A 23,379-nucleotide genomic window follows, 5' to 3' on the forward strand; every position below is an offset into this window, starting at 1 on the left:
CGAGGGCCGCGTCACCGGGGCCCCTTCCCGGCACCACTCGATTCCGGCCCGTGCTGCACCCGATTGAGACATCATCACCCGGGTGCCGCCTGGCCCTGTCCATCACCGGGAACACTCGCCCCGGGCCGGTACGGGGTGCCCCGGCCGGTGTACAGCACGGGGGTGCGTGAGTGGCTGGACGGACGACACCGCGGGGACGGCACACGGAGCCCGACGCGAAGGGGAAACCGCGCGCCCCGGGCGCCGGACCCGTGCCCTTCGGGCAGTTCATCGTGAAGGTGCACGGCCGCTGCAACCTGGCCTGCCGCTACTGCTACCTGTACGAGGGCCCCGACCGCACCTGGCGCGACCGGCCGTCCGCCGCGTCGCCCGCCGTCCTGGAGCGCACCGCCGCCCGCATCGCCGAGCACGCCGCCGCCCACGGGCTGGGAAGCGTCGCCCTCGTCCTGCACGGCGGCGAACCCCTGCTCGCCGGACCGGGCAGGCTGGCGGCCCTCGCCGACGCGGTGCGCGAACGGGTCCCGGCCGGCTGCGCCGTACGAACCACGGTGCAGACCAACGCCACGCTGCTCACGGACGCCGGCATCGACACGCTCGCCCGGCACGGCATCCGCGTCGGCATCAGCCTCGACGGAGGGCTCGCCGCCCACAACACCCTGCGCACCGACCATGCGGGCCGCCCCTCCTGGCCCGCCGCGTCCCGGGGCGCCCGGCTCCTCGCCGACCGCCACCCCGAGGCGTACGCGGGCATCCTCACCGTCGTCGACCCGCGCACCGACCCGGTGGAGATGTACGAGTCCCTGCTCGCCCTGCGCCCTCCGGCCCTGGACCTCCTGCTGCCGCACGGCAACTGGTCCAGTCCGCCGCCGGGCCTTACCGCCGCTCCCGGACCGGGGCGTCCCACCCCTTACGGCGACTGGCTGTGCGCGGTCTTCGACCGCTGGTGGGGGGCGCCCCGGCGGGAGACCCGGATCCGGCTGTTCGAGGAGTGCTTCGCGCTGCTCCTCGGGCTGCCCGCCGCGACCGAATCCCTCGGCCTGGACCCGGTCAACGCGGTCGTGATCGAGACGGACGGCTCCATCGAGCAGGTCGACTCGCTGAAGTCCGCGTACGACGGCGCGGCCGCCACCGGCCTCGACGTCTTCCACCACACCTTCGACGAGGCGCTGCGCCACCCGGGCGTGGCCGCCCGCCAGGCGGGGGCCGGCGCACTCGCCGCCGCCTGCCGCGCCTGCCCGCTGCTGACCGTGTGCGGGGGCGGCCACTACGCACACCGCTACCGCGCAGACAACGGCTTCCGGAACCCCTCCGTCTACTGCGCCGACCTCGAACGGCTGATCCGCCACATCGCGGACCGGCTCGCCGAAGCAACCGCTGGAGACCCCCCATGAGTTCTGCCGTCCCCGACCACGTCCTGCGCGAACTCGGCCGCACCGAGGGCGACGCCGCGTCGCTGGGCCTGCTCGTCCGCGACCAGGACACCCGCCGCCTCGTCCTCCTGCGCGCCGTGCTCGACGCCGCGGAGGCCGCCCCGGCCACGGTCTGCCCGCCACCCATGCTGGACCGGCTCCGCGCGGACTGGGCCCTCCTCGAAGCGGCCGAACGGGCGGACCGGGGGGCGGTGCGGAGTGTTCTGTTCCACCCCTTGGCCGGGCCTTGGGCGGAGCGGCTGCTGGGCGGGCTCACGTCGGGTGGGGCGGACCTGTCGGCCGACCTGGCCCACCTGACCGCGCTGGCGGCCGTGGCGGGGGTGCGGGCGGGGATCGGGTTCCGGGCGCGGCTCGGCCCGCGGGGCGGGCTGCTGTCGATGCCCACGCTGGGAGCCGTACGCGCGGACATCGGGCCGGTAGAACTCCACGGGCTCGAACGGGAACTGACGGTCAGCCCGGCCGACGGGGCGCCCTTCACCGTCCAGGTCCATCGGGACGGGGCCACGAGCTCGGCGGACCCGCGCTGGGTGCCCCTGGTCGTACTGCCCGCCGTGGTGCCGGGGGCGGCACCCGTGGTGCTGGACGACCTCGACCCGTACCGGACGCGGGGGGGCGGAGCCGAGACCCACGGACTGGGGGACGCTGCCGAGATCGACGACTGGGAGCGCAAGGCGTGGGCCGAGTCCTGGTCCGGGGTCGAACCGCTGCTGCGCCTGGGCGGCGAGCACCGGCTCGCCGAGGCGTCCGTCCTGCTGCGCTGCATGGTCCCGCTCGGTCCCCCACCGGGCTCCGGGCCCACCGGCCGTAGCGCCGCTCATTGCAGCGGTACCCGGCGTGAGGCGTTCGGCGCGGTACTCAGCAGCAAGCCCGCCACCGCCGCGTACTTCGCCTCCACGCTCGTGCACGAACTCCAGCACACCAAGCTCGCCGCACTCTGCGCCCTCGTTCCCCTGCACCACGAGGACACGGCCCCCCGGCACTTCGCGCCCTGGCGCCCCGACCCCCGGCCCTTCGACGGACTGCTCCAGGGTGCCTATTCGCACCTCGCGCTCGCCGACTACTGGCAGCGGTTCGCGCTGAACGCCCGGCGCGTGACGCACCGGGACCTGGCCTGGGCCGAGCACGCGCGCTGCCGGCAGCAGGTCGGGGCCGTACTGCCGGTGCTGGCCGGCTCGGCGGCGCTCACCCCCGAGGGCCGGACGGTCGTCAACGAGATGATCTCGGTCTACCACCGTCTGGAGGATTCGCCGCCTCCCTCGGGGCACCTTGCGCGCGCGGAGGCGTACGTGAGCACCACCAAGGTGATATGGCAGCAGAGGAACGGCTCGCGAAGGCAGTGAACATCGCCCGGATTCCAGCCGGAGCGACCATGCTCCGGGGTATGTTGTGAAGGCTCGTATCGAGGCAGGGAGACGGTTGAATGCCCGGAACGCGTAAGCCAGTTGGAGTAACCGGGGCGAACACCGTCACGATCAGTTTCGCCGGTTTCAACCGCGCCTGGGCGGCGTGGATCGCGGACCGTCTGGAGCGGCGTGGTGTGGAGGTCGTCCAGCAGCGGTGGGACCCGCCGGTCTCGATCCCGCTGGAGGAGTCGCTGCGCGACCTGACGCTCGCACGCGGACGCGTCCTGGTGATCCTCAGCGACTGGTACTTCCAGCTCGGCCCCCGGAGCCACGACGAGTGGAACCGGGCACTGCGCTCCGAAGTCGCGCCCAATCCAGACCGGTTCGCAGCGGTGTGCGTCACCACGTCCGCGCTTCCCGGAGCCACCTCCGCACTGGGTGCCGCCGATCTCACCAACGTCGGTGCCGAGGAGGCGGAGCGGCGTCTCCTCGTCCGGCTGGGACTGCCCACCGACCCACTGCCCGACGGCACCCCGGCGGGTCCGCGATTCCCCTCCGACATCCCGCAGGTCTGGGGAGGAGTGCCGCGCCGCAACATCCGCTTCACCGGACGCGAGCAACTGCTCAGCGACGCCTACCGGGCGCTCCAGGAGTCCGGACCCGGCGCCGGGGTCGTGACCTTGCACGGCATGTCCGGCGTCGGCAAGACCCAACTGGCGGCGGAGTACGTCTACCGCTTCGGCTCCGAGTACGACGTGGTGTGGTGGGTGCAGGCCGACCGGCGCGCCCTCTACCGCCAGAAGCTCGCCGAACTCGCCCCGGAACTGGGCCTGTCCACCGGCCCCGAGTACGGGGAACGGCTCCGGGCCGTCCGCGACTCGCTGCGCCGGGGCGACCCGCACTCCCACTGGCTGCTGATCCTTGACGGCGCCGACGAGCCCGACCAGATCTGGGACCTCGTGCCCACCGGCCCGGGGCACGTGCTCATCACCTCCCGCAACCCGGAGTGGAGCGAGCACAACAGCAACCTCGTCGAGGTGCCCGTCTACCGGCGCGACGAGTCCGTGGCCTTCATCCGCCGCCGCGCCCCGCGCCTGACCCCGGCCGAGGCCGACCAGCTGGCCGAGGCCCTGGAAGACCTGCCGCTGCTGCTCGACCAGACCGCGGGCTGGCTGAACGACTCGGACCTGTCCGTGGAGGAGTACATCGAACTCCTCGAAGGCGGCATCGACCAGGACGTCGTCAAGGTCTCCGCGGACTTCCCCCTCGCCTTCCAGACCGCCTGGTCGATACTGCTGAACAAGCTCCGGGACACCGTCCCCGAGTCCGTCGACCTGCTGCGCCTGTGCAGCTTCTTCGCGCCCGGCTCCATTCCTGTGAGGCTGCTCAAGGACATGCCGCCGGGGGATCTGCCGGAGCAGGTCTCCGGGCTGATGAGCGACCCCCTGCTGTGGAACAAGGCCATCAACCAGCTCCGCCAGTACTCCGTCGTCCGGCTGGAGTCCCACGAGTCGGGGGCCGACGCGGCCTCCGCCGGTGAATCCCTCTACATGCACCGCATGGTCCACCAGATCGTCGGGCACGACATGTCGGAGGAGAACCGCCAGGAGTTCATCGACGTCGTCCGGCGCGCCCTCGCGGCGGCGGACCCGGGCCGCCCCACCGACACCCGGCTGTGGCCCGCGTACGCCGAGATCACCCCGCACCTCAAGTGGGCCGACGTACTGAAGAGCACCGATCCGGCAGTCCAGACCCTGGTGCTCAACTGCCTTCGCTACATGTACCTGTCGGGGGAGTACCGGGCCGGCATCAAACTGGGCGAACGCGCCCTGGCCGCCTGGCGGGAGCTGTTCGGCGAGGACCACCCGAGAATCTGGGAGCTGAGCTACCACTACGCCAATCTGCTCAGGTCCGTCGGTGACTACGCGGCCACCGAGGCCATCGAACGCGCGGCGGTGGAGCATCTGCGCACCAAACGTGAGACCCATGAACTGGAGTACCTGCGCGCCGCCACCGGGCTGGCCGCCGACCTGCGCGGCCTCGGGCGGTACGACGAGGCGCTTGAGATCTCCGGCTGGGTGCTGACCGGATACCAGGAACTGCTGGGTGAACAGGACTCCCGCACGCTCAACGCCCAGAACAACCTGGCCGTGGCGTACCGGGTGCTCGGCCGGTACACGGAGTGCCTCGAACTCGATGGGAGGACTCTCGACGCCCGTCGCCAATTCCTGCGCCAGCGCCACCCGTGGACCCTCTACTCCGAGATCAACTACGCCACCGACCTGCGGCTCCTCGGCCGTTACAGCGAGGCGTTCTCCCTGCAGAACCAGAGTGTCCAGGTCCATCGACGGGTCTTGGGAGTGGACAACCCGCAGACTCTGCGCGCCGAGCACAACCTCGCGCTGTGCCACTACCGCAACGGCGAACGCGTTCAGGCGGCGGAGCTGTTCACCCGTGTTCTCGAGCGATGCGAGCGCGCGCTGGGTGAGAGCGACCCGCTCACGATGATGTTCGCCACCAGCCAGAGCTTCTTCGCACGCGAAGACGGCGCCATCGACCAGGCCAGGGCCATAAGCGAGAAGGTCGTCCAGGGTTACGTGGACATGCTCGGTGAGGAGCATCCGTACGTGGCGGGCACCCGCGGCAATCATGCGCTGATCCTCCGCAGCGTCGGCGAGCGTCAGCAGGCGTACCACCTGATGGAGGAAGCGCTCGCAGGCATGGAGCGGGCCGTCGGCGACAACCACCCCTGGACGCTGGGCTGCGCCATCAACGCCTCGGCCACCCGCAACCTGATCGGTGACGTGGAGGCGGCCGTGGCCCTGTCGGACTCAGTGGTCACGCGTGCCACCGAGGTCCTGGGGCGCACGCATCCCCTGACGCTCTCCGCTCGGATCGCTCATGCCGCGGACCTTCGGGGGATTCGGGACAGGCAGCGGGCGGAGAAGTTCGAGACGGAGGCGCTGGGTGATCTGGAGGCCACGCTTGGTGTGAAGCACGTGCACACCGTGTCGGCGCGTTCCAGGAATCGGCCCTACTGGGACTTCGAACCCCAGATGATCTGACTTCGGGGTCGTCGATGATGGCCTGTCAGTAATGTTGCGACGTAGGGCAGTTAGTGGAGGGGGGCATCGATGGCGGTAGTAGTGGGATCACCCGCACCGGGCGAGGACGGTCCGATACCGGTGGTCGTGGACGCGGAAGCGTTCGCCGCCACCGGGGTGCCCGTCACCGACGCGGACTCCCTCTACGGGGGCGAGGAGACCCGGGACAACGCCGGCCGCCGGGCGCTCGGCGCGGCGCAGGACCTCTACGGGGACGGCCTCGACCTCGCCCGGCGCTGCGCCTCCCAGGCGATGCGCAGGCTGGGCGACCTCGGGGACGGGCTGCGGCCCGACGAGGTCGAGCTCCAGGTCGGCATCACCTTCGAAGCGGGGATGGCCGCCGTGGTCAAGGCCGGGGCGGAGGCGCAGATCCAGGTCACCTTCCGCTGGCAGCCGGGACGCGAGGAGCGGGTGTCCACGGTGGTGGAGCCCTCGTGAGCGAGGCGGCGGCCGAGGCGTTACCGGTGCCGATCCTCCCGTACAGCCGCATCGTCGGGCAGGAGGAGCTGAAGCTCGCCCTGGAGCTGAACTTCATCGCGCCGGCCATCGGCGGCGTCCTCATCGCCGGCCGGCGCGGCACCGCCAAGTCCACCGTTGTCCGGGCCTTCGCGCTGATGACCGGCGGCTGCCTGCCCGTCACCCTGCCGATCAACGCGACCGACGACCGGGTGCTCGGCGGCTGGGAGCTGGACGCCCTGATGCACGGGGAGGCGCGACGGCAGCCCGGCCTCCTGGAGGAGGCGCACCGCAAGGGCCTGCTGTACGTGGACGAGGTCAACCTCCTGGACGACCACATCGTCAACATCATCCTCGACGTCGTCTCCACCGGGGTCCTGTCCGTGCAGCGCGAGGGCATCGACACCGAGGCCCATGTCTCGTTCGGGCTCGTCGGCACGATGAACCCCGAGGAGGGCAGTCTGCGGGCCCAACTGCTCGACCGCTTCGGGCTCATGGTGACCGCGGCCGACCTGGACATCGACGAGCGGCACCGGATGATCACCACCGTGCTCGCCTTCGAGGAGGAACGCCTCGCCGCGGACTCCGCCTGGTTACGGGAGGCCGAGGCCGACAACCAGCGCCTGCGGGACGGCCTGCTCGATGCCCGGGAACGGCTGACGGCGGTCCGGCTGGACGCGGACATCAGCAGGCTCTGCGCCGAGGCCGCCGCCCGCACCGGGGCCGTCGGCCAGCGGGGCGACCTGCTCGTGGCCAAGGCGGCCCGCGCGCTCGCCGCGCGGGACGGCGCCCGGGCCGTGGAGCGGTCCCACGTACGCCGGGTGGTGCCGCTCGCCCTGCGCCACCGCAGGCCCGATTCGGTGCACGGACCCGAGCCGGTCTGGGGTCCTGACGAGGAATCCCAGCTGGACGAGCTCTTCGGCTGACATGGGGACACCGGTGCGACCGACAGGGGACCAGGCGGACGAGCCGGACGACGACCTCCGGCGGCTGCTCACCGTGCTGGTCTCCGCCGCGCTGGAGCCCTCGCTCGCCGGCGTCCTGCTGTTCGACCTCCCGCCCGCGCACCTGCCGGTCGTCGCCCGGACGTTCGCGCGGCTGCTCGGCAGCGCGTACGGGCAGCCGCCCGGCCGTCCCGCGCCCCGGACCGTGCTGGACTCCGCCACGGTGGACGAGGACCTGTGGATACGCCCCCGGGTGCGCCGGGGCCCGGAAGGCATCGGGTTCACCTTCGGCCCCGGTCCGCTGGCCGAGCCGGACGGCGGCCCCCGGCTGGTCGTCGTCCCCGACCTCGCCCGGCTCAGCGTCCCCGGGCTGCGCGCCGCCGTCCAGCTGCTCGGCTCGGACACCGCCACCCTGGAGCACTCCGGTCTCCGGCACCACTGGCGGCCCCGCGCACGGTGGCTGGCGTGCTGCCGGTCCGAGGACGCCGCGCTCCTCTCGCCGCACCTCCTGGACCGCTTCGCCCTGCGCCTCGCCGCCCCGGCCCTGCGCCCGCGCCCCGGCCCCGACCCGCTCGGCCCGCTCCCCGACAGCTGGGCGGCGTCCCTCGCCGCGGACACCCCCCGGCCCCCCACCACGCTCACCGACGAGGCCGCCACCGCCGTGCTGGACCTCCTGGACGAGCAGGAGGGCGGCGGCAACCGGCGCGCGCTCGCCCTGGCCCGCATCGCACGCGCCCTGGCCCGGCTGGAGAGCCCGGCGGACACCCCGCGGAACGGCCCGCCCCTCCCCGTCACCCCCGCCCACGTCGACCGCGCCGCGCGGCTCATCCGGCTCCGCCCCCCGCACCGCCCGGAAGCGCGGCCGGAGCACGCCCCGGACCGGGAGCCGCCCGAGCCGCCGGGGGCCGGCCGTCCGCTGCCGCGCCCGGAACCCTCGCGCGGCGCGGAGCAGGAGGCCGCAGCCGGTCTCCCCGTGCACGGACCGGAATCGGCCCAGCCGCTCGGCCCGGCGGCGGCCCCCCGCGAACGGGCACCGGCCGCCGACCTCCCGTACCCGGAGGACGTGGCGGGCCCGGGGCGCGGCGAGACCACGCTGCGGGTGCCGGCCCGGCGCGCCACCGGGGCACGCGCCTCCCGGGGGCCGGTCATCGGGGTGCGGCGCGCCCGCGACCTGTGGGATCTGGCCCCGGTCCGCACCGCGATGGAGGCCGCGAAGTACCGGGCCGTCCGGGGCGGTACGGCAGGCCCGCTGGTGATCGCCCCGGCGGACCTGCGCGGCTATCTCCGGGCCCCGGAGCCCGTACGGATCCTGACCGTCGTCCTCGACCACACCTGCCGGGCGGGCTGGGACTGGTACCCGGCCCTCGAACCGTTCCTGCGCTGGGCGTACGTCACCCGGGCCGCCGTCCACGTGGTCGAGGTCGGCGCCGCGGGGGAAGCGGACGAGCTCCGGGCCCGCGCGTTCACCGCCCGCTCCACCCGGGACCCCCGCATCGCCGCCGCCCTGGCCCGCCACCCCGGACGGGCCACCCCGCTCGCCCACGGACTCGACCTGGCCGGGCAGGCGCTGCGGCGGGCGTTCCGGCACCACAGCGCCGGACTCGTCGAAGCGCTCCTGGTCGTCGCCACCGACGGGCGGGGCAACGTCCCGCTCGCCGTGAGCCGCAGCGGCCGGCCGGGGCAGGGCCCGGTGCGCCGTACCGGCGTGGACGACGCCGTGGCCGTGGCGGCGCACATCCGCACCCTCGGCCGCAGCCGCCTCCGCGGCGTCGTCGTGAACCCGGGCCGGCCCCCGTACACCCGCCTCCCGGCCGCCCTGGCCGAGGCCCTGGGCGGCGGGGTCGTCGGCGGGGCCGACGCCGAGGAGGCCCCCGCCGCCCCGGACCGGGAGGCGCGCCATGGGTGACGGGCGGCTCCGGGTGATCCGGAACATGGTCGCCTCCGCCGCCCAGGCGCTGCCCGGACCGCGTCCCCCGGCACCCGGCGCCCCGGAGCCGCGCGGGCTGGGCGCCGCGCCCGTGGACGCCGCCCGCCCGCCGGACACGGCGTACGCCCGCATCCGGGTCGGGCGCCACCACACCGGGCCCGGTGCTCCCGACGCGTTCGGGGTCGAGGCGTGGTGCGCGGGCGTGGACCGCCTCCCGTACACCACGGGACCCGACCAGCTCCGGCCCGGGGACATCGGATTCGGCCATGCGCGCCGGGGCGGCATCCCGCCCTCCGAACTCTTCCGGTCCATCCGGCGCTGGTCGGCGTACCAGCACCGGCTGACGGGCTGGATCAACCGGTGCCGGCGGGTCCACGGCGAAGCGCTCCAGATCGTCGTCCTGGACCAGACCGGCTTCGAACTGCCCTGGGAGGCCCTGGACCTGCCCCCGGAGCCGGGAGCCGGGCTGCGCGGCGGGCCGCTCGGCGCGCTCGTGGACGTGGCGCGCTGGCTGGACGACTTCCCGGACCGGGCGGTGGCCCCGGACGGCCGGGTGCTCAGCTTCTTCCACGCCGACATGACCCGCGACCAGGAGTTCTTCGACCCGTACGAACACCGGCCGCACTTCGGCATCCAGAGCTTCCTGAACAACCTGGACGACCTCGACGGGCAGCGCACCGGACTGGTCTACATGGGCTGCCACGGCACCTTCGACCAGGAACTCAGCAAGCTCACCCTGGGCGGCGGCACCTGGGCCGACTACCACGACCTCGACATGCGCCTCCTGGGCCGCGACGCGTCCCTGGTCTGCCTCAACGCCTGCCATTCCGGGCGGTTCCTCGACTACGGCGGCGACGGCAGGCAGTATCTGCGCGGGTTCACCCAGATCTTCCTGCGCAACGGCGCGGGCGGCTGCATCGTCTCAGCCGGTGCGGTCGGCGACCCGGAGGCCCGGGTGATGATCCGCCGCATCGTCGACAGCGTGGCCGAGACTCCCGGCCGGCCCGTCGCCGGTGCGCTCCGGGCCTTCCGCGCGGAGGTCTACGACACCTTCCTCGCGGGCGGCGGGGTCCCGATGATGGTCACGGACGACGGCACCTTCGACAAGGACCGGCAGCAGAACGTGCTGCGCCTGCTGTACAGCCTGATGTTCCAGTACTACGGGCATCCGCTCAGCACCCTGCGCCTCACCGCCCGCCACCACGGCGCCCCCGTACGGACCGAGGCGGGCGGGCGGCCATGACCCCGGACGAACGCCCGCTGCTGATCGAGCCCGTCGTGGGCTGGCTCCCCGAGGTGGAACCCGGCCTCGTCCAGTGCGTCAGCGTCGACCTGCGCGGCCCGCTCGACGCCCACGGGGACACGGACGGCGACGCCTGGCCGTACGAGGAGGAGGAGCTGACGTTCAGCGTCGCGCTGGAGGGCGGGCCGCACTTCGTCTGCGAGGCCGTCGAGGACCCCGGTCTCGTCCTGCACCGCTTCGGCGGTACGTACGGGCCCGCGACCTTCCTCGTCACCGCGGGCCCTTCGGCCGGTCCGGGGGTGCTGCGGCTGACCATCTTCAACCAGTGGGGCGCCTCCGTCCGCAAGGCCGAACTGCCCTGCGCCATCACGGAGTCGGCCCGGCCCGGTGCGGTCGTGGGGGGCCTGACCGCACCGGGCCCGGGCCCGGCGGCCCCGCAGCCCGACGCGAGCGTCACCGTCAGCTCCGCCGGACACGACCGGGCGTGGGCGGCGTGGATCGGGGACTGTCTTGAGCGGCGCGGGGTGCGGGTGCTCCACCGGGAGTGGAACCCGGCGCCGGACGAGCCGCTGGAGGAGCCGCTGCGCGACCTGACGCTCGCGCCCGGGCGCGTCCTGGTGGTCCTCAGCGACTGGTACGTCCAGCTCGGGCCCCGGAGCCCCGAGGAGTGGAACCGCGCCCTGCGCTCCGAAGTCGCCCCCCGAGCAGACCGGTTCGCGGCCGTCCGCGTCACCACGTCCGCGCTTCCCGGAGACGCGAGCGTCTTCGACGCGGCCGACCTGCTCGGCCTCGGTGCCAAGGAGGCGGAACGGCGGCTCCTCGCCCGGCTGGGACTGCCCACGGACCCGCTGCCCCCGGAAGCAGCAGCATCGTTGCGGCCCCGCTTCCCGGCGAGCGTGCCCGCCGTCTGGGGCGGAGTGCCGCGCCGCAACGTTCGCTTCACCGGCCGCGACGAGCTGCTGGCGACCGTCTACGAGAAGTTCCGCCTGGCCGAGCCGGGGCGGCGGCGCGTGGTCCTGCACGGCATGCCCGGGATCGGCAAGACGCAGGTCGCGGCGGAGTACGTCTACCGCTTCGGCACCGACTACGACGCCATCTGGTGGGTGCCCGCCGACCGGCGCGCGCACTACCGGCAGGGACTCGCCGGACTGGCTCCGGCACTCGGCCTGTCGACCGGCGCCGAGTACGGGGAACGGCTCCGGGCCGTACGCGAGGCGCTGGGCCGGGGCGAGCCGTACGCCCGGTGGCTGCTGATCCTGGACGGGGCGGACGACCCGGAAGAGCTGTGGGACCTGGTGCCCCCCGGGACCGGACACGTGCTGATCACCTCCCGGAACCAGAACTGGGCCGAACGCGGCGGTCAGGTCGTCGAAGTACCCGCCCACGCCCGCCAGGAGTCGGTCACCTTCCTGTGCCGCCGGGCACCACGCCTCACCGCCGCCGAAGCCGGCCGGCTCGCCGAGGCACTGGAGGATCTGCCGCTCCTGCTCGACCAGGCGGCGGGCTGGCTGAGCGAATCGGACGTGCCGGTCGAGGAGTACATCGAACTGCTGGAAGAAGGCGCCGACCAGGAAGTCGTCCACGTGTCGGCCGACTTCCCGCTCCCCTTCCGGACCGCCTGGGCGATCCTGCTGAACCGGCTCCGCGAGACCGCCCCGGAAGCGATCGGCCTGCTGCACCTCTGCTGCTTCTTCGCACCCGGGGCCGTCTCCGTACACCTGCTCAGGGCCGTGCCGCCCGAGGTACTGCCCGAGGAGCTTGCCCGGCTCGCGCGCGATCCGCTGCCGTGGGACAGCGCGATCCGCCAGCTCCGCCGGTTCTCCGTGATCCGCGTGGAGTCCCGGGGGGGCGACGAGTCCGTCCACCTCCACCGCATGGTCCACCAGATCATCCGCAGGGACATCCCCGAGCGCGAGCGGTGGGCGCTCGCCGAGGGGGCCGCCCGGGCGCTCGCCGCCGCCGACCCGGGCGACCCCTCGGACCCGCGCCACTGGCCCGCGTACGCCGCACTCACCACTCACCTCGAATGGGCGGAGGTCCTGGACAGCACGGACCCACAGGTCCATCAGCTGGTCCTCAACTGCCTGCGCTACATGTATCTCTCCGGCGAGTACGGCAGCGGCATCCGGTTCGCCGAAGCGGCGACGGAGTCCTGGGAGAGCGCGCTCGGCTCCGGCGACCCCCGGACGTGGGCGCTGCGCCACCATTACGCCAATCTGCTGCGGGCCCTCGGCGACTACCGCAACAGCGAGCGGGTCGAGCGCGCCACCGCGGACCTCCTCGCGGCCGAGCGCGGCGAGCTGGACCTGGACCACCTGCGGGCCGCCGGCGGACTCGCCGCCGATCTGCGCGGGCTCGGCCGTTACCAGGAGGCGGCGGAGCTGTCCGCGTCGATCCTGGAGCGCGACCGCCGGGTCCTCGGCCCCGAGGACCCGCGCACCCTCAACGCGGAGAACAATCTCGCCGTCTCGCTGCGGCTCCTCGGGCGTTACGGGGACGCGCTCGCCCTGGACGAGCGCTGCCTCGAACTCCGCCGGGCGGTGCTGTCGCCGGACGCGCCGGCGGCGCTGTACTCGGAGATCAACCTCGCCATGGACCTGCGGCTCCTCGGCCGGTACCGGGAGGCGGAACAGGCGCTGCGGGAAACGGTCGACCACCATCTGCGGGTGCTCGGGGGCAACGCCCCGCAGACCCTGCGCGGCCGGTACCACCTGGCGCTCTGCCAGTGCGCGATCAGGGGCGCCCAGGCCGTGCTCGCGGACCTGGACCGCATCCGGCGCGACGCCCTGCGCACCCTGGGCGAGTACACCCCGCTCACCCTCCTGATCAGCACCGGCACCGCCTCCGCGCAACGGGAGGCGGGCGACCCCCGCGCGGCGCTGGACCTCCACGAGCAGGTGGTGGCCGGCTACCGGAGCATGCTGGGCGACGAGCACCCGTACACCATCGGTACGCGGGGGAACCTGGGGCTGATGCGCTGGACGGCCGGCGACCGGGACCGGGGGGCCGAGGGCATCGAGCGGGCCGTCGTCCGGATGGCGCGGGCCGTCGGCGACGACCACCCCTGGGCGATCGGCTGGGCGCTGAACGCTGCGCTGGTGCGGCCCGCGGACCGGCGGCTGCCGGGGCGTACGAACAGCGCCCGGGCCGACGCGGTGCTGGGCACCCGCCACCCGCTGGCCGTGGCCTGCCGTGAGGTGCTCACCGCCGGTCCGGCGGACCCGCTTCCCCGGTTCTGGCCCTTCGAACCGCTGGTCACCTGAGCCGCCACGGCCGAGGGGCCCGCCTCGCGCGGGTGCGCGGGACGGGCCCCTCGGGCGTACGGGCTGTGCCGGTCAGGCCTCGAAGACCTCGTTGACCAGCTGGGTCTGCTCCGCCTGGTGGCGCTTGGCCGAGCCGACCGCCGGGGACGAGCCGTGCGGACGCGAGATGCGGCGCAGGCGCTCGCCGTGCGGGACGTCCGCGCCGACGGCCAGGTCCAGGTGGTCGATCAGGTTCAGGGCGATGAACGGCCAGGCACCCTGGTTGGCCGGCTCCTCCTGGGCCCACAGGTACTTCGCGGCGTTCGGGTACTTGGCGATCTCGGCCTGGATCTCCGCACCCGGCAGCGGGTACAGGCGCTCCAGACGGATGATCGCGGTGTCCGTGACGCCCCGCTTCTCGCGCTCGGCCTCCAGGTCGTAGTAGACCTTGCCGGCGCAGAAGACGACCTTGCGGACGGCGTTCGGGTCGACGGTGTCGTCGCCGATGACCGGGCGGAAGCCGCCGGTGGTGAACTCCTCCACCTTCGACGCCGCCGCCTTGAGGCGGAGCATCGACTTCGGGGTGAAGACGATCAGCGGCTTGTGGTGCGGGTTGTGCACCTGCCACCGCAGGAGGTGGAAGTAGTTCGACGGCAGGGTCGGCATCGCGACCGTCATGTTGTCCTGCGCGCACATCTGGAGGAAGCGCTCCGGGCGGGCGGACGAGTGGTCCGGGCCCTGGCCCTCGTAACCGTGCGGCAGGAGCAGCGTGACGCCGGAGGTCTGGCCCCACTTCTGCTCGGCCGAGGAGATGAACTCGTCCACGACGGTCTGCGCGCCGTTGACGAAGTCACCGAACTGGGCCTCCCAGATGACCAGCGACTCCGGACGGGCCAGCGAGTACCCGTACTCGAAGCCCATCGCCGCGTACTCGCTGAGCAGCGAGTCGTAGACGTTGTAACGGGCCTGGTCGTCCGTCAGGTAGAGGAGCGGGGTGTAGTCCTCGCCCGTGACCTGGTCCACCAGCACCGCGTGGCGCTGGCCGAAGGTGCCGCGGCGGCTGTCCTGGCCGGCGAGCCGGACCGGGGTGCCCTCCATCAGCAGCGAACCGATGGCCAGGGTCTCGCCCATGCCCCAGTCGATCGTGCCGTTCTCCACCGAGGCGGCACGGCGCTGCATCTGCGGCATGAGCCGCGGGTGCACGGTGATCGACTCGGGGATGTTGACCTGCGACTCGGCGATCCGCTTGACGACCTCGGCGGAGACCGCGGTGTTCACGGCGACCGGGAAGTGGGCCTGCGGGTCGGAGACGTGCGGCTGCGCGGGCTGCGAGGTGGCCTCGCGGACCTCGGCGAACACCTTCTCCAGCTGGCCCTGGAAGTCCTGGAGCGCCTGCTCCGCCTCTTCCAGGGTGATGTCGCCGCGACCGATCAGGGACTCGGTGTAGAGCTTGCGCACCGAGCGCTTCTTGTCGATCAGGGTGTACATCTGCGGGTTGGTGAACTCCGGGTTGTCGCCCTCGTTGTGACCGCGGCGGCGGTAGCAGATGAGGTCGATCACGACGTCCTTGTTGAACGCCTGGCGGAACTCGAACGCGAGCCGGGCGACCCGGACGACGGCCTCGGGGTCGTCGCCGTTGACGTGGATGATCGGCGCCTCGATCATGCGCGCCACGTCGGTGGCGTACATCGAGGAGCGGGAGGACTCCGGGGCGGCGGTGAAGCCGACCTGGTTGTTGATCACCACGTGCACGGTGCCGCCGGTGCGGTAGCCGCGCAGCTGCGACATGTTGAGCGTCTCGGCGACGACGCCCTGGCCCGCGAAGGCCGCGTCGCCGTGCAGGGCGACGGGCAGGACGGTGAAGTCCGTGCCGCCCTTGTTGATGATGTCCTGCTTGGCGCGGGCGATGCCCTCCAGGACCGGGTCGACCGCCTCCAGGTGCGAGGGGTTGGCGGCCAGCGAGACCTTGATCTGCTCGCCGTCCAGACCGGTGAAGGTGCCCTCGGCGCCCAGGTGGTACTTCACGTCGCCGGAGCCGTGCATCGAGCGCGGGTCGAGGTTGCCCTCGAACTCGCGGAAGATCTGGGCGTACGACTTGCCCACGATGTTCGCCAGGACGTTCAGGCGGCCGCGGTGGGCCATGCCGATGACGACCTCGTCGAGGCGGGCCTCGGCGGCGGAGTCGATGACCGCGTCGAGCAGCGGGATGACGGACTCGCCGCCCTCCAGCGAGAACCGCTTCTGGCCGACGTACTTGGTCTGCAGGAACGTCTCGAACGCCTCGGCGGCGTTCAGGCGGCGCAGGATGCGCAGCTGCTCCTCGCGCTCCGGCTTGGGGCGCGGACGCTCCACCCGGTCCTGGAGCCACTTGCGCTGCTTCGGGTCCTGGATGTGCATGAACTCGATGCCGGTGGTGCGGCAGTACGACTCACGCAGCACGCCGAGGATGTCGCGGAGCTTCATCATCGACTTGCCGGCGAAGCCGCCGACCGCGAAGTCCCGCTCCAGGTCCCACAGGGTGAGGCCGTGTTCGGTGATGTCCAGGTCGGGGTGCTTGCGCTGGTGGTACTCCAGCGGGTCGGTGTCGGCCATGACGTGGCCCCGGACCCGGTAGGAGTGGATCAGCTCGAAGACCCGCGCGGCCTTGGTGACGTCGTCGTCGTGCGAGGCGTCGATGTCCTTGAGCCAGCGGACCGGCTCGTAGGGGATGCGCAGCGCCTTGAAGATCTCGTCGTAGAACTCGTTCTCGCCGAGCAGCAGCTGGGAGAGGATGCGCAGGAACTCGCCGGAGGCGGCGCCCTGGATGACCCGGTGGTCGTACGTGGAGGTCAGGGTCATGACCTTGGAGATGCCCAGCTTGTTCAGGGTGTCCTGCGAGGTGCCCTGGAACTCGGCCGGGTAGTCCATCGCGCCGACGCCCATGATGAGGCCCTGTCCGGGCATCAGGCGGGGCACCGAGTGGACGGTTCCGATGCCGCCGGGGTTGGTCAGCGAGGCGGTGACGCCGGTGAAGTCGTCCATGCCGAGCTTGCCGTTGCGGGCGCGCCGGACGATGTCCTCGTACGCCTGCCAGAACTCGAAGAAGTTGAGCGTCTCGGCCTTCTTGATGGCCGCGACGACCAGCTGGCGGTCGCCGTTCGGCTTCACCAGGTCGATGGCGAGGCCGAGGTTGACGTGCTCCGGCTTGACCAGGGTGGGCTTGCCGTCCTTCTCCGCGAAGGAGTAGTTCATGGCCGGCATGGCCTTGAGCGCCTGCACCATCGCGTACCCGATGAGGTGCGTGAAGGAGATCTTCCCGCCCCGGGCGCGCTTGAGGTGGTTGTTGATGACGATGCGGTTGTCGAAGAGCAGCTTCACCGGGACGGCGCGCACGGACGTGGCCGTGGGCAGCTCCAGCGAGGCGTTCATGTTCTTCGCGACCGCGGCGGACGGGCCGCGCAGCGTCACGTACTCCGGTCCGGCCGGCGCCTCGGTGTCCGCGGCGGCCTTGGCCTTCGCGGCGGGGGCCTTGGCGGCCGGAGCCGGGGCGGCCTTCGCCGGTGCCGCGGGCGCGGCCGGGGCGGCGGTCTTGGCAGGAGCGGCCTGGGCCGGGGCGGCGGGTGCCGCGGGGGCCTGGGCGGCGGGCTGAGCCGGAGCGGCCGGGGCCGCCGGTGCGGTGGTGGGGGCGGCCGGGGCCGCGGGCGCTGCAGCCCCCGCGGCTGCGGCGCCGGGCTTGTCCGCCGTGCCGGTCTTGCCCGGCTTGTAGTCGGCGAAGAAGTCCCACCAGGCGCGATCGACCGAATTGGGGTCCTGGAGGTACTGCTGGTAGATCTCGTCGACGAGCCACTCATTGGCGCCGAATGCCGCGGCCGGGTTGGTGCCCGGGCCGGCCTGGTCGGTCGAGATGCTCGAGTTACTGGGGGACTGAGACGACACGGCGGTGACCGCCCTCTTCCGCTTCGCAAGGTGATGGACAGCGGGAATCAAGGCTACGCCTCCGTGGCCGTTCCTTGCAGGCCGGGGAGGTCTTCGTCGTGCAAGTCACATCGGAAGCCGGGTTTCGGCGCTGGAAATGGCGGGAAACAAGCATGGTTCCGCTTCGCTCCGGGTACGCGAGGCCGCCGCAGCGGCCTCCTCGACCGTATCCCGTAACCGGAACACGTAGAACGCGGCCTTCCGGTTCGAACCCTATGTCAACCTCGCTGTTGCGGAATCCCCGGAAGAGTGACGCGGATCCGGCAGCCGCGAGCAGATTCGGCCACTCCGATCCGGCCGCCGTGGAGATCCACCGCCCAGCGGGCGATCGCCAGCCCCAGCCCCGTACCGCCGTCGCTGCCCGGACCGTGCGGCGAGGCCACCTCGCCCCGGTTGAACCGCTCGAAGACCCGGTGGCGCTCGGACTCCGGAATGCCCGGGCCCTCGTCGACCACCTCCAGGTGCAGGGACTCCGGCTGCGGGCCGCGCCGGGCCAGCACCGTGACCCGGCCGTGCGGCGGACTGTGCTTGACGGCGTTGTCGATGAGATTGGCCACCACCTGGTGCAGCCGCTCCGCGTCCGCGTGCGCGGTCAGCTCGGGCGGTGACACGTCCAGGTGCAGATGGACGTCCGTACGCGAGTGGTTGCCGGACCCGGAGGAGAGCCGGCGGTGCGCGGCGGCGAGGTTCGCCTCCTTCAGCACCCCGGACAGATAGGGCCACACCTCGAAGCGGCCGGCCTTCAGCGGGACGACGCCGTTGTCCAGCCGGGACAGGTCGAGCAGCGTCTCCACCAGGCGGCCCAGGCGCTCCGTCTGTTTGAGCGCGGTGCGCATCGTCTCCGGATCGGCCGAGGACACCCCGTCCACGACGTTCTCCAGGACGGCTCTCAGCGCCGCGATGGGTGTGCGCAGCTCGTGCGAGACATTCGCCACCAGCTCCTTGCGGTGCCGGTCCACGGCCGCCAGGTCGTCGGCCATCAGATTGATGGTCTGCGCCAGGTCGCCGAGCTCGTCGCGCCGGTCCGCGCCGTTGACCCGCCGCGTGTAGTCGCCGTGCGAGATCGACCGGGCCACCGCGCGCATCTCGTCCAGCGGCGCGGTCAGGCCGTGCGCCACGAACTGGGTGATCAGCAGCGTCGCGATGACCGAGAACACGGTGATGAACCGCAGCTCGGTCCGCGTACGGAAGGCCACCATGATCAGCCCGGTGGTGATGAACACCGAGACCACCACCAGGGTGCCCAGCTTGGCCTTGATCGAGAACGGCCGCAGCCCCGGTCCGGGCGAGGTCATGGCGCGGGGGTCTCCAGCGCGTAGCCGACGCCGTGCACGGTACGGATGCGCTCCGCGCCGATCTTCCGGCGCAGCGCCTTGATGTGGCTGTCGACCGTCCGGGTGCCCGAGGCGTCCGCCCAGTCCCACACCTCGGCGAGCAGCTGCTCCCGGGAGAGCACCGCGCGCGGGGTGTTGGCCAGGCAGACCAGCAGGTCGAACTCGGTCGGGGTGAGGTGCACGTCGTCGGCGCGGACCCGCACCCGGCGCTGCGCGTGGTCGATCTCCAGCTCGCCGAGGCGGAGTATGCCGCTGCGCGGCGTCACCGCGGCCAGCGCGGCCCGCTCCACCCGGCGCAGCAGGACGTGCACCCGGGCGGCGAGCTCACGCATCGAGAACGGCTTGGTCATGTAGTCGTCGGCGCCGACCCCGAGCCCGACGAGCATGTCCGTCTCGTCGTCCCGCGCGGTCAGCATCAGCACCGGTACCGGCCGCTGGGCCTGGACCCGGCGGCAGACCTCCAGGCCGTCGAAGCCCGGCAGCATGATGTCGAGCACCATCAGGTCCGGCTGCCACGCCTCGGCCGCGTCCACGGCGGCGGGGCCGTCGAGCGCGGTCTGCACGAGAAAGCCCTCCGCCCGCAGCCGGGCGGAAATGGCATCGACGATCGTGGCGTCGTCCTCGACCACCAGCACCCGGCGCTGCGCGCCCGGGGTGGCCGCGACGCCGCTGTGGGTGGTGTGTGTCTGTTCCATCGCCCCGCCCCTGCCCGTTCTCACGGAGGCCATTCCCCCGGACGTACGGTTTTCGCTCGTGAATTTCGTGGGTGATCCCGCTACCGGTCAGCAGCGTAGAGGCAGCGGAGGCGTTTCGGCTACGCAGGGTGCAAGGCCGGACCGCTGTGAGGGATCTTCGCGCGGGGCGGGACGGAGCGCCGGTGCGCCCGGCTCTCCGGGCATCCGGGGGCTTCCGATACCCGCCGGGGGGATCTCACTCGCCCCGGATTGCGAGATGGACCACGTCGGGCACACCTCGGGCAACGCCCACTTCTTCCGCACGTACCCCCTGGAAACCGGCATTCCGTAGGGCTCGGTCGAATGCGGCGGACGGTTGTGCGGACCAGACGGCGAGCACCCCGCCCGGGGTGAGCCGCGCATGGCAGTCGGCGAGACCGGCGGGGGAGTAGAGGTCGTTGTTGTCCTCGGTGACGGTCCAGTCCGGCCCGTTGTCGATGTCCAGACACAGCGCGTCGTAACGGTCCGTAGTCGTACGCAGATACGCGACGAGGTCGGTCGTCAGGATCTCCGTACGGGGGTCGGCGAGCGCGGGCCCCGAGATCCGGTCCAGCGGCCCCCGCCGGTGCCAGTCCACGATCGCCTCCTCCCGCTCGGCGACCGCGATCCGGCCCCACCGGGGCTCGGCGGCGGCCCGGGCGAGCGAGAACCCGACGCCGAGCCCCCCGATGAGCACGGCGGGCGCGGTGCGGCCGGCCGGGAGCGCGTCCAGCGCGGCGTCGATCAGCAGCCGCTCGGAGCGCCCGTCCGAGGTGTCCATCAGGAAGCACCCGTTGGCGATGATCTCGAAGTGCTCCCCGCGCCGGCGCAGCACGACCTCCCCGAACGGTCCCTCGCGGCGGTCCAGGGTGACGGGGGCGTCGGCGTCGGGGCCGAACGTGTGGGGCATGGCACTGGTCTCCGGTGGCCGTGGTCGCTGTCCCCGCCATCCTTTCGCGCGGGGGCGGGCGGGGGCCAGTGGGTTCTCAGGGCCCCGGTCAGCCGCGTTCGCGGCGCGCCCCGCGTACGGCGTGGAGCGCCGCCCCCGCCGCGAACGCCGCCGCCGCGACGGCCCACGCCCCCACCTGGGGCCCCGGCTGCATCGGCCAGGCCCACACGGAGGCCGCGCCGCCGGGGGTGCGCGGCGCGGCCAGATAGACCGCGCCGATGTACACGGTGACCGGCAGCCAGCTCAGCCGGGCCCCGATCAGGGCGGCCGCGGCGGCGGTGATCCCGGTCGCCCCGAGCACGTTGCGCACCATGCCGGGCGCGCCGAACGCCTCCGGGTGCCCGGGGACGGCCAGCGCGAGTGCCGCGGCGGCCGGGACGGTGAGCGCGAGCAGGTGCGCCAGCCGCCGGGGCCACCAGCGCCGGACCGCCGTCCGGTCGAGCTCGTCCGCCGCGGCGTGGAGGCTCGTCCCGATGGCCGACGAGACCAGCAGCGGGGCCAGGACCAGGACGGGGACGCGGGCGCTGTGGTCGAAGGTCGGCTGCGCCTGGATCCAGTGGGCTGCCCAGGCGGCGAGCACGGCCGTGCAGGCGAGGGCCGCGGCGGTCCGGGGGAGGGCGCGGGAGCGGAGGTAGAGGACGGGGAGGCTCACAGGACCGGCACCTCCGAGAAGTCGCAGCTGGTGCGCGTGGTCAAGTAGCGGCCGAGCCAGGCACGGCGCTCGGCGTCGGGCATGGCTTCGAGGCGGCGGAGCTCGGGGGACTTCTCCGCGCCGGGGGCCGCCCCGGCGGGGGCGAGCCATTGCCCGACAGCGCTGTCCGTCTCGCCCACCCGACGGCCGCCGGCGCCCTCGTGGTGGAGATCCGGACAGTCCCGCATCGTCATGTTGGCCGCCACCTGCCAGGCGTAGTCCCCCGTGTCCTGCAACCGCCCGCGCAAGAGGTACCAGCCGGGGTTGGGCGGCGGGATCCACGCCTCCTCCGGGCCGTGCAGCGGCAGCCGGGCGACGTAACGCGTCGGCGCCCCCCGCACCCCCTCCAGCCGCCCGGTCAGCCCCGACAGCGCCTCGGCGACCTGGGGCAGCAGGTGCGCCCGGCGCCCGCTCAGGCAGACCTGAGGACTCCCCTCCGTGCAGACGAGGTGGTCGGCCGCCGGGTCGTGCGGGAACAGACCGTCGCCCGTGGACACGATCAGCGGGGCGACGGCGGCCGCGACGGCGAGCGGTACGAGAGCGGCGAGCCGGCGCCGGGCCGCGACGGCGGTCAGCGCGGCGGCCCCGAGTCCACAGGTCCAGGCCACCATGGCGGGGGCGTACCACCCCACGGGCAGGCTGTTGTCCAGTGCGTACTGCACGGCCGGGTCGAGGAACTGCGCCGGGGATTCCGAGTAGTTCGGCACCCCGAGCACCAGGTACATCAGGGCGGCGAGCACGGGCGCGGCCAGCCGCCACCGGCACAGCACGCCGACGGAGAACCCGAGCAGCGCCACGGCCGCCAGGAACGCGGCGTCCACCACGGCGAGCGAGAGGAGCGGGCTGCCGCCGCCCGCATACGGCCAGGTGGCCGCCAGCGATCCGGCCAGCCCGACCGCGTACCCGGCGACCGCCCACAGCGCGAGCGGCAGCGCGGCGACCGTCATCCGCTGCCACCGGGCACGCGGCGTCGAGCGCCACAGCTCATCGGTGGCGCGCCGGTGGTCGCGGGCGCCCTGCCAGCAGGCCGCCGCAGCCACCAGCGGGCCCGCGAGCAGGGTGGCGCCGGAGTGCAGGATGCTCTGGGTCTCGATCCAGTCGCCCTGCCAGTCGTCGGCCTTCGCGGCCATGGTCACGCCGATCATGAGCGCCGTGGACAGCCCGGTCCACGGGCCGATGCCGCGCCGCGCCTCGGTCCGCAGCGCGGGGCGCGCCGGGCCCGGGGCCGTTCGGCGCGCGGGGGTTTCGGTCAGGGTCATCGGGCGCCCGCCGTCGCCCGGTGGGAGCGCAGGGCCGTCGTGTAGCCGCGCTCGATCGGGCTGCCGTGGAGCGTGTCCGGGTCGTCGCCGTCCCTGCCGAGGGCCGCCAGCTCGCGCGTCGTCCCCCGGTACGCGACGCGGCCCGCCTCTATCAGCGTCACGTCCTCGCAGGCCGCCACCACGTCCTCGACGAGATGGGTGGAGAGGATGACCGTCGCGTGCTCCCCGAGGTCCCGCATCAGGGCGCGGAACTCGACGCGCTGTTCCGGGTCGAGCCCGGCGGTCGGCTCGTCCAGGAGCAGCAGCTCCGGCTCGTTGACGATCGCCTGGGCGATGCCGACGCGCCGGAGCATGCCGCCGGACAGCGTCTTCATCCGGGAGTCGATGCGGTCGGCGAGCCCTACGCGGTCCACGGACCGCTCCACGGCGGCGGCCACCCGGGGGCCGTCCATCTCCTTGAGCCACGCCACATAGGCGACGAACTCGCGGACCGTGAAACCGGCGTAGTAGCCGAACTCCTGCGGCAGATAGCCCAGCCTGCGCCGGACCTCCGCCCGGGCCCGGTGGCCCGACGCCGGCCCCACGTCGGCGCCCAGCAGCTCGACCCGCCCGGCGTCCGGCGCGGCGGCCGTGGACAGGACGCGGATCAGCGAGGTCTTGCCGGCTCCGTTGGGGCCCAGGAGCCCGTGCACACCGGGCCCGAAGGCGAGCTCCACGGCGTCCAGGGCGGTTCTGCGGCGGTGCCGGACCGTCAGCCCGGACACCCTGACGGTGCTGTTCACGCGATCAC

General features: G+C 73.2%; 15 protein-coding genes. 8 read left to right on the forward strand and 7 right to left on the reverse strand.

From position 1 onward, the window contains the following. Nucleotides 1–251 precede the first annotated feature (251 nt). The 8 genes from ACFZAT_RS03940 to fxsT (ACFZAT_RS03975) all read left to right on the forward strand — a co-directional run bounded on the left by ACFZAT_RS03940 (nucleotide 252) and on the right by fxsT (ACFZAT_RS03975) (nucleotide 13,710). Nucleotides 252–1,391 carry an FxsB family cyclophane-forming radical SAM/SPASM peptide maturase gene (locus tag ACFZAT_RS03940; protein WP_391259554.1) on the forward strand — a complete coding sequence of 380 codons (1,140 nt, stop codon included), beginning with the start codon at nucleotides 252–254 and terminating at the stop codon, nucleotides 1,389–1,391. Further along, nucleotides 1,388–2,770, forward strand: coding sequence for an aKG-HExxH-type peptide beta-hydroxylase (locus ACFZAT_RS03945; protein ID WP_391259557.1), 1,383 nt, complete (start codon nucleotides 1,388–1,390; stop codon nucleotides 2,768–2,770). The genes ACFZAT_RS03940 and ACFZAT_RS03945 overlap by 4 nt, the downstream gene beginning before the upstream one ends. Before the next feature lie 80 nt (nucleotides 2,771–2,850). Then, on the forward strand, nucleotides 2,851–5,838 hold the full coding sequence (gene fxsT, locus ACFZAT_RS03950; RefSeq protein WP_391259559.1) for an FxSxx-COOH system tetratricopeptide repeat protein: 2,988 nt from the start codon (nucleotides 2,851–2,853) through the stop codon (nucleotides 5,836–5,838). A 69-nt stretch (nucleotides 5,839–5,907) separates the two neighbouring features. Continuing rightward, entirely contained in the window at nucleotides 5,908–6,315 is a 408-nt protein-coding gene (locus ACFZAT_RS03955; RefSeq protein WP_391259562.1) for a CU044_2847 family protein, read from the forward strand. Beyond that, a complete protein-coding gene (locus ACFZAT_RS03960) occupies nucleotides 6,312–7,259 on the forward strand; it encodes an AAA family ATPase (protein ID WP_391259565.1) in 948 nt (315 codons plus the stop codon). Before ACFZAT_RS03955 ends, ACFZAT_RS03960 begins: the two co-directional genes overlap by 4 nt. A 13-nt stretch (nucleotides 7,260–7,272) precedes the next feature. Then, nucleotides 7,273–9,183, forward strand: a complete 1,911-nt coding sequence (locus ACFZAT_RS03965; RefSeq protein WP_391259568.1) for a hypothetical protein — start codon at nucleotides 7,273–7,275, stop codon at nucleotides 9,181–9,183. Next, a complete protein-coding gene (locus ACFZAT_RS03970) occupies nucleotides 9,176–10,447 on the forward strand; it encodes a CHAT domain-containing protein (protein ID WP_391259571.1) in 1,272 nt (423 codons plus the stop codon). Before ACFZAT_RS03965 ends, ACFZAT_RS03970 begins: the two co-directional genes overlap by 8 nt. Next, nucleotides 10,444–13,710, forward strand: coding sequence for an FxSxx-COOH system tetratricopeptide repeat protein (gene fxsT / locus ACFZAT_RS03975; RefSeq protein ID WP_391259574.1), 3,267 nt, complete (start codon nucleotides 10,444–10,446; stop codon nucleotides 13,708–13,710). The genes ACFZAT_RS03970 and fxsT (ACFZAT_RS03975) overlap by 4 nt, the downstream gene beginning before the upstream one ends. A 72-nt stretch (nucleotides 13,711–13,782) precedes the next feature. Here the strand turns inward: fxsT (ACFZAT_RS03975) and ACFZAT_RS03980 are convergent, their stop codons facing one another. From ACFZAT_RS03980 to ACFZAT_RS04010, 7 genes are all read right to left on the reverse strand, one after another. Next, on the reverse strand, nucleotides 13,783–17,604 hold the full coding sequence (locus ACFZAT_RS03980) for a multifunctional oxoglutarate decarboxylase/oxoglutarate dehydrogenase thiamine pyrophosphate-binding subunit/dihydrolipoyllysine-residue succinyltransferase subunit (protein ID WP_391259577.1): 3,822 nt from the start codon (nucleotides 17,602–17,604) through the stop codon (nucleotides 13,783–13,785). A gap of 257 nt (nucleotides 17,605–17,861) precedes the next feature. Continuing rightward, a complete protein-coding gene (locus ACFZAT_RS03985; protein ID WP_391259580.1) occupies nucleotides 17,862–18,938 on the reverse strand; it encodes an ATP-binding protein in 1,077 nt (358 codons plus the stop codon). Then, nucleotides 18,935–19,672 (reverse strand): response regulator transcription factor, encoded by a 738-nt coding sequence (locus ACFZAT_RS03990; RefSeq protein WP_073963975.1) that lies wholly within the window; start codon nucleotides 19,670–19,672, stop codon nucleotides 18,935–18,937. Before ACFZAT_RS03990 ends, ACFZAT_RS03985 begins: the two co-directional genes overlap by 4 nt. A gap of 235 nt (nucleotides 19,673–19,907) precedes the next feature. Continuing rightward, nucleotides 19,908–20,600 carry a spermidine synthase gene (locus ACFZAT_RS03995; RefSeq protein WP_391259584.1) on the reverse strand — a complete coding sequence of 231 codons (693 nt, stop codon included), beginning with the start codon at nucleotides 20,598–20,600 and terminating at the stop codon, nucleotides 19,908–19,910. Nucleotides 20,601–20,688: 88 nt separating this feature from the next. Then, nucleotides 20,689–21,291 (reverse strand): hypothetical protein, encoded by a 603-nt coding sequence (locus ACFZAT_RS04000; RefSeq protein WP_391259587.1) that lies wholly within the window; start codon nucleotides 21,289–21,291, stop codon nucleotides 20,689–20,691. After that, complete coding sequence (locus ACFZAT_RS04005) at nucleotides 21,288–22,589, reverse strand: hypothetical protein (protein WP_391259590.1); 1,302 nt, start codon at nucleotides 22,587–22,589, stop codon at nucleotides 21,288–21,290. Before ACFZAT_RS04005 ends, ACFZAT_RS04000 begins: the two co-directional genes overlap by 4 nt. Beyond that, complete coding sequence (locus ACFZAT_RS04010) at nucleotides 22,586–23,371, reverse strand: ATP-binding cassette domain-containing protein (RefSeq protein WP_391259593.1); 786 nt, start codon at nucleotides 23,369–23,371, stop codon at nucleotides 22,586–22,588. The genes ACFZAT_RS04005 and ACFZAT_RS04010 overlap by 4 nt, the downstream gene beginning before the upstream one ends. Nucleotides 23,372–23,379: the final 8 nt, after the last annotated feature.

The organism is Streptomyces sp. NPDC008163 (assembly GCF_042956885.1).
Taxonomy (GTDB): Bacteria; Actinomycetota; Actinomycetes; order Streptomycetales; family Streptomycetaceae; genus Streptomyces; species Streptomyces drozdowiczii_A.

Excerpts from the sequence above, each read along its gene's own strand:
- ACFZAT_RS04005 (WP_391259590.1), bottom strand. The coding sequence starts at position 22,589 with ATGACCCTGACCGAAACCCCCGCGCGCCGAACGGCCCCGGGCCCGGCG.
- ACFZAT_RS03970 (WP_391259571.1), top strand. The coding sequence starts at position 9,176 with ATGGGTGACGGGCGGCTCCGGGTGATCCGGAACATGGTCGCCTCCGCC.
- ACFZAT_RS03985 (WP_391259580.1), bottom strand. The coding sequence starts at position 18,938 with ATGACCTCGCCCGGACCGGGGCTGCGGCCGTTCTCGATCAAGGCCAAG.
- fxsT (WP_391259559.1), top strand. The coding sequence starts at position 2,851 with ATGCCCGGAACGCGTAAGCCAGTTGGAGTAACCGGGGCGAACACCGTC.
- ACFZAT_RS03955 (WP_391259562.1), top strand. The coding sequence starts at position 5,908 with ATGGCGGTAGTAGTGGGATCACCCGCACCGGGCGAGGACGGTCCGATA.
- ACFZAT_RS03990 (WP_073963975.1), bottom strand. The coding sequence starts at position 19,672 with ATGGAACAGACACACACCACCCACAGCGGCGTCGCGGCCACCCCGGGC.
- ACFZAT_RS03995 (WP_391259584.1), bottom strand. The coding sequence starts at position 20,600 with ATGCCCCACACGTTCGGCCCCGACGCCGACGCCCCCGTCACCCTGGAC.
- fxsT (WP_391259574.1), top strand. The coding sequence starts at position 10,444 with ATGACCCCGGACGAACGCCCGCTGCTGATCGAGCCCGTCGTGGGCTGG.
- ACFZAT_RS03945 (WP_391259557.1), top strand. The coding sequence starts at position 1,388 with ATGAGTTCTGCCGTCCCCGACCACGTCCTGCGCGAACTCGGCCGCACC.